3 protein-coding genes are annotated in these 6,745 nt (G+C 67.8%); 1 reads left to right on the top strand and 2 read right to left on the bottom strand.

Annotated elements, in window-relative coordinates; genetic code table 11:
• Positions 1 to 206: hypothetical protein (locus BHU15_RS40680; protein ID WP_218028102.1), on the top strand; the 206-nt coding region annotated here is incomplete at its 5' end.
• Between the two features lie 155 nt (positions 207 to 361).
• Here the strand turns inward: BHU15_RS40680 and BHU15_RS38945 are convergent.
• Positions 362 to 619, bottom strand: coding sequence for a hypothetical protein (locus tag BHU15_RS38945; protein ID WP_079128636.1), 258 nt, complete (start codon positions 617 to 619; stop codon positions 362 to 364).
• Positions 619 to 6,745: polymorphic toxin-type HINT domain-containing protein (locus tag BHU15_RS37005; protein ID WP_069631082.1), on the bottom strand; the 6,127-nt coding region annotated here is incomplete at its 5' end. The genes BHU15_RS38945 and BHU15_RS37005, both read right to left, overlap by 1 nt.

Below are 6,745 nucleotides of genomic sequence, written 5' to 3'. Positions count from 1 at the left end.
ATCGTGGACCCCACCACCACTTGGCCAACAAGGAGTCCCCCGTGAAGCCGCTGCTCTGGTTCGTCATGATCGCCGCACTCGCCACGAACGTCTACGCGAGCGCGTCGGTGGACGACTCGACCACCCAGATCTGGGTGAACGTGACGTCGGGGGTGGTGTTCCTGGCCTCGGCGACCACCCTGTTCACACTCCGCCGCCGCACGTGACGTGCCGGCTCAAGGCCCCGCCAGGGAGCGGCTCGTAACCCGGCACCGGGGCAGCATCGTCCTGCATCCGACCCGCGAGATACTCCACGCCATTCGACCAGCCAGCCATGTGGGAACTCGGACTGCAGAACGATCCCATCGCCTCATTTCGATGGCTACGGGGGTTCGGTCAGCCATTCCCAGTCGCTGGACCTGGCACGCAGTCGCGTGAGCCCTTGTTCCAGGCAGTCACTGAGGCTTGAAGATTCGGCACGAATAAATCCTTGGTCACCCAGACCCGGACCCGACATTACCAACGTCCAAGGCTCCCCACCTTCCGCCATCCTCTCATCATCCACCTTGAGAATCACGGTGACGCCAGAGCGGCCCAACTTCTCCATGAGCTGCTCAATATTCATCTCTTTCGCTCCCATCAATAGCCCCTCAAGGCTGCCGAGATGTCACTGACGTCATGCAGCTGACCTTTACCTACCTTGTCGATGACACCTCGGAGGTCAGCGGAAGTGGGGCCACTCGTAACACCGTTCCGTTGCATCAACTGCTCAACGGTAGCCTGCGCAGTTCGCTTATTTCCGTTGTTGAACATGTGGCCTCCCGCAATATCCCTGATCACAACTGCCGACTTATCCCAGAAACTGTTGTAGCGACTGGCATTGGCCAGGGTGTTTGCTGGTGATCCGCTCAACAGCGTCTCCCCACCGAAACCGCGGTTAATAGCAGCGATCTCGTCCGGGCTGACACTCGCCTTGAACCCACCAGTCAGAGGGCAGTTGGAATTGTGTACGAGGACCGAAGTCTCGGCCGCCAGCACATAGTACGTATGCACATCCGCGACAGTCAGGTTGTACACCGACGCCTGCTGCGTCCAGCGCGTCACCGCCGTGATCTGGACGTGGGTGCCCGCGCTCGTGCGTAGCCACTGGCCCGGCTGGAGCGCCGTCGCCGTGATCCACTCGTTCAGGGCCGGGACCCAGAACGGGTGGCCGTCGGTCGCCGTGATCGAGGACGGCTTGGTGGACTTCTTGCCGTCCGTGTCGATCGTGACCTTGACCAGGTTCTTGGTGCCCTGGCCCTTGATCTCCGCCGTGACCGTCTTCGCGTACGTCTTGCCCGTCTTCGGGTCCGTGGCCAGGACCTTGTCGCCGGCCCGTACGTCCTTGATGGACTTCGCGGTGCCGTCCGCGAGAAGGACCCGGGTCTCCGGGGTGAAGCTGTTTCTGGTGCAGCTTCCCAGGCCGCCCGCCCGGCCTCCGCCGGCCGCGCTCACGGCCATGGCTTCGACCATGAAGCCCGCCGCCATCGAGCCGAACTTCGCCTGGAGTTCCTTCGGGCAGTCCCCGGTCTGCTTGCAGGCCCACAGGGCCCAGTAGCCCAGCTGTTGTTGCGCCCCGGCCGGATTCTCGTCGGCATTCGTGGGGTCGTCCAGGAACAGCGCCAGACCCCCCTTGGTGTTACGGGAGTTGTCCAGGAACTTGTAGAACCGCTGCGTGAACTCCTTCTTCCCGTCCCAGTCCGTCGGGACGACGACCGTCGGGTACACGATGGTCGTGTTCGTCCCGACGACCGACCCGTTGCCGTTGATCCCCGAGCCGACCGCGAACTGCCGCCGCGGATCCGGCGCGTTCTTCGCCTGGACGTAGCGGACCGGGTTGTTCTTGCCGATGCCCGTGCCGCCGATCGCGACGCCCGCGCCGCACGACTCCGGGCGGCACAGGCCGGTGGGGTCCGAGGACGTCACCGGGTTGCTGCCGGCGTACGTGTAGCCGTGCAGCGACTCCGAGTCGGTCAGGTTCATCAGCGGGTCGACGCTGATGAAGCGGCCGACCAGCGGGTCGTACTCGCGGGCGCCGAGGTGGACCAGGCCCGTGTCCGCGTCCTTGGTGCCGCCGACGAAGCCCTTGTCGCCAGCCCAGTTGGTGGGCTGCGTGCCGCGCGGGGCGCCGAAGATGGTGGTCTTGCGGCGGGTGACCTGCTGGGCGGCGTCGGAGGTGACCTGGGTGGTGCCCGTCCCGTGGTGGTCGCTGAACAGGAGCGTCAGCTTCGTACCCTTGCGGACCGCGATCGGGTCCGCTCCCGCGCTGTAGTAGCGGGTGCCGGTGACGACGCCGTTCTTGTCCTGGTGGAGTTCGTTGCCCTCGGGAAGGTAGAGGGTCGTGCCGGTGGAGTCCGTACGGATCATCCGGCTGCCCGCCGTGTCGTACAGGTAGCCGCTGGCGGCGGCGCCCTGGGTGACGGACCGCAGATGGCCTTCGTCGTCCCACGTCAGACTCTGCGCGGCGGCGGCGCCGATCTTGCGGCTCTCGGTGTTGCCCGCGCCGTCGTACGTGAAGGTCGCCTCATGCGGGTTGGTGCCGGTCTGCGTGACCTTCGGCAGGTTGTGCGTACCGGCCTCGGGAGCCGCGTACGTACGCACGGTGTCGGCGGTGGGCCCCGACGGCGTCTTGTGCTGTGTCTCCGTCCTGCGGTTGCCGACCGCGTCGAAGGTGTAGCTGGTCCAGTACGCGTCCTGCCCGCCGACCACGGACGTGGACGGCGCGGCGGCGCACTGCTCGCCGGTGTTGGTCCACGCCTCGGTGACGCGCCGCAGCGCGTCGAGGCTGAAGCACTGGGTGTCCGTGGTGCGCGTGCTGTCCTGCCCGTAGGCGGTGGCCACCGAGGTGACGTTGCCCGCGGGGTCGTAGGCGTACTTGGTGTCGTCGATACGCTGCGGCGCGACCTCTCGGTCGGTGTACGCGCGGGTCAGCGCGCCCGTGTGCTCGTCGTACTCGCTGGTCGTCCACAGATGTTCGCCGAACTCGCCGTACTCCTGGCGGGTGTTGCGCCCGTAGTGGTCGTACGTGTTCCCCGACACCAGCGCCGCGTCGGGCACCCCGACGGTGCTGGGCAGCCCGGTGACCGGCGTGTACGTGCTGCTGACCCGCTCCGCCTTCAGGTCGCCCATCGCCGGCTGCTCGACCCGCGTCACCTGGCCGGTGTTGACGTTGTACGCGGTGGTCCACTTGTACGTGCCGGCCAGGGCGTCGTCTCCGGTGCCCTCGCCGTCGGGGATGGTGACCTGGGTGAGGACCGGCTGGTAGAGCGAGTTGTACGAGGTGATCGCGGACTCGTACGCCTTGCCGCCGATCCAGCGCGTCGCCTTGGACAGCTGCCCCTTGGCCGGGGTGTCGTAGGTCCAGCCCGCCAGCGCGGTGGAGCCCTTCTTCAGGGCGGTCCTGCGGCCGAGGTCGTCGTAGTCGGTGTGCAGCGTGATGCCCCGTGCGACGTCCGTCGTGTCGGTGGGACGGTCGCCCTTGTCGTAGGCGGTGGTGGTGACGCCCTTGTCCGGGTCGTCGACCTTCGTCTGCCGGCCCCGGACGTCGTACGTGTACGTCCACTTGGCGCCCGACGGGTCGGTGACCTGCTCCAGCAGTCCCCGCTCGTCGTGGGCGTAGGTGATGGACTGCGACTGGGTGCGAGCGGCGTCGGTGTACTGCTTCACCTCCGTCGTACGTCCGAGCGCGTCGACCACCTCGGTGGTGGCGGTGCCGCCCTTGGGCGGGACGACCGTGGTGGTGTCACCGGTGTAGCTGGTGGTGGTGCGCTTGGTCTCGTCCCCGAACTTGCGGGCGATCACCGCGGTGACCCGGCCGGCGCCGTCGTACAACGTGTCGCTGGAGGACGGGTACTTCAGCTCCTGGCCCGTGACCGCGACCGCCTCGGGCGCCCCGTCGGCATAGTAGACCCCGGACTCGCGCCAGGTCAGTCCGCGCGTGTCGTAGAAGGTCTCGTTCACCAGACGGCCGGAGCGGTCGGGTGACAGCGCCTGCGTCTGGAAGGGCCGCAGCAGACCGTCGGAGAAGGCGTACGACGCCTGGTACTGCGAGTCGTGTGTGAGCGACTTGGTGGTGGTGACGACCGGGCCGTCGCGGCGTACCAGGTAGTCGAACGTGTGGTTGGGCGAGTCCGGGTACGTGGCGGCGGACCGGCTGGGGATCCACACCTTGGTCACCCGGCCGAGGGCGTCGTACGCGGTCGTGGTCACCTTCGTGTTCGCGTCGGTGACCTGGGTCGGCTGGCCGCGCAGCGGCTCCAGCACCGTGGTGGTGGTGTGTCCGAGCGGGTTGGTCACCAGCGTCTGGGCCGGCACCTCGCCGGTGGCCGGGGTGTACGCGGTGGTCGTCGTCTTGCCGTACGCGTCGGTGGCGGCGAGCGCGCGGCCGTAACGGTCGTAGCAGAGCTCGGTCTTGGCCGTGCCGCAGGTGCTGGGGACGGAGGCGCTGGTGTCGTAACCGCTGCCCGCGCCGTTGATCCGCTCGGTCCTGGTGACCAGGCCCTTGGACGGCGTCGCGCCGAACGCGCCGTTGTCGTAGGAGAAGCGGATGTCGTCGATGACGTCGTCGGGCCGGGTGACGGTGGCCCCGCACTCCTTGGCGACGGTCTCGGTCCGGGAGAGGAGATTCAGCAGCCAGGTCCCGGTGTTACGCGCGTACGTGCTGGTGGTGCACTTCTCGTCGCCCGTCTTCGCCGTGTCTCCCGTCTCGGAGATCGACTTGACCATGCCGCGCTCGTCGAAGTCGGTGGTGCTCTGTGTCGTACGGGTACCGGTCGACGTGGTGGTCCTGGTGGACACCTTCTGCGTGTCCGTCATCCGGGCTTCCAGCGCGGGCAGTCCCGTACGCGTGCGGGTCGCCGACGGCGCGGAGCGCCACGGCGTGTACGACGTGGCGGAGACCAGCTTGTCCGTGTCGTCCCCGTCGTACGTCAGCGTCTCGCGGGGCTTTCCGGCGAACTCCTCGCGGTCGGTGACGATCGCGCCGGTGGAGTCCTTGACGTCCTTGCCGTCGAGGCCGCGGAAGTACCGTCCCTCGGTGAGGGTCCTGGCGTCGAAGCCGGTACCGGTGCGGATCTGCACCCGGCCGTAGCCGCGGGACACGGAGTACGAGCGGTCGTCGGCCTTCGTGAACTCGTCGGTGCTCTTGGACCAGGCCGCGCCGTCGAGATACGCGTAGGACGTCACCTTGTCAGGTGTCGCGGCCAGGTTGTCGCCCTCGGTGACCTGGGTGACGACGTAGGCGTTGAAGTAGTCGTCCTTGGCCGTCTCGCCTTCGAAGGCCCACTTGAAGTGGTAGCAGCGGCTGGTGTTCGTGGCGTCCTTGGCCGGCAGGGTGGTGGCGGTGCAGTCGGGCTGCGAGTACGTGGCGGCGATGGTGCCGCCGGTCTCGGTGGTGATCTGGTAGACGCGCAGCCGGATGAACGGGGCCAGTCCGTCGCCGAGTTTGTCGACCCGGTTGGCCTTCTGTTCGCCGGCGAACGTGACCGGCGGAAGCGAGACGCTGCCGCCGGCCTTGCCGGTACGGGTGATGGACTCCAGCCACATCGGGGTGGATATGCCGTCCCCGGAGGCGGGGAAGCCCTGCTTGAGCGACCAGGAGTCGACGTCCTTGTACGCGCCGCCGGTCAGCACCTTGGTGGTGATGGAGGTCAGCCGCTTACGGGTCCAGAAGCTCGGCGAGAACTGGTCCTTGCACTCGGTCGCCTCCGACTTGCAGTACAGGTCGAACGGCACGTCGGGCCAGTTCTTGGCCTGGCTCTCGTCGAACGTGGTGCAGGTGGTCAGGCACCGCTCGTCCACACCGAAGTGGACCTGGCCCATCGCCTTGGTGTCGTACGCGTCGCCCGCCCGCAGGCCGTAGTCGATGTGGTCGAGGTAGCTGCCGCGGTCGTACGAGGTGACGGTGGCCTTGCCGGTCGTCTCGGAGACGTTGCGGCCGTAGTTGTTGGACTCGCTCTTCCAGTAATAGGCCATCGCGTTGCCCCGCGGGTCCACCACGTGGTCGAGCTGCCAGCGCCACGCCTGCTGGCACCACGCGTCGGCGAAGTCGGCCTGGTAGCAGGGCTCGCCGGAGTGGTTGCCGAACACCGGCACCGTGGAGGTGGAGTTGGTGACCGGGTCGTCCGCCGCGCTGCCGTTGTCGCTCCAGCCCGGCAGCCGGTTCAGGCCGAAGAAGTACTGGGTGCCGTCGGTCGTGGTGATCTTCCAGTGCTCGCCCGAGCCGTCGACACCGGCCGTGCCGCCGTCACCGTTGGACGCGCCGGTCAGCTTCTCGACCTTCTCGCCCGAGTCGGTCGCCGGGTGCCAGCCCTTGCCGTCCTCGTGCACCAGCTCCGTGCTCTTGCCGCCCAGCGACAGGGTGACGTTGTCGTTGTACCAGCACAGGTCACCAACCCTGGTGGTGTTGGTGCCGTCCTTCTTGTCGTCCTCGCACGACTTGTAGCGGCGCTCGATGTAGCCGGGCTCCCAGGACCAGCCGTCGCCGATCCAGGACGGCCGGTTGTTCGACGCGGCGGTCCGGCCGTCGACCGACTGGGAGCTGTAGCTCAGGTTGATGGACGGCTGAAGACCGCCGGGCACCTCGGGCACGCCGATCGGGTGGGCCCAGTTGAACGAACCCGACGCGCCGCCGGCCGACCAGGACCCGGACGGCTCCAGCGAGGTCGCCCCGTAGTCGCCGGTCGGACCGGCGGCGGTCGCGGCGGCGGCCAGGACGGTCGGCGCGGAG

The sequence above is a fragment of the Streptomyces niveus genome (assembly GCF_001723055.1).
Classification (GTDB): domain Bacteria; phylum Actinomycetota; class Actinomycetes; order Streptomycetales; family Streptomycetaceae; genus Streptomyces; species Streptomyces niveus.
Note: the sequence above shows the minus strand (reverse complement) of the source record. Positions and strands in the feature narration are given on the sequence as shown.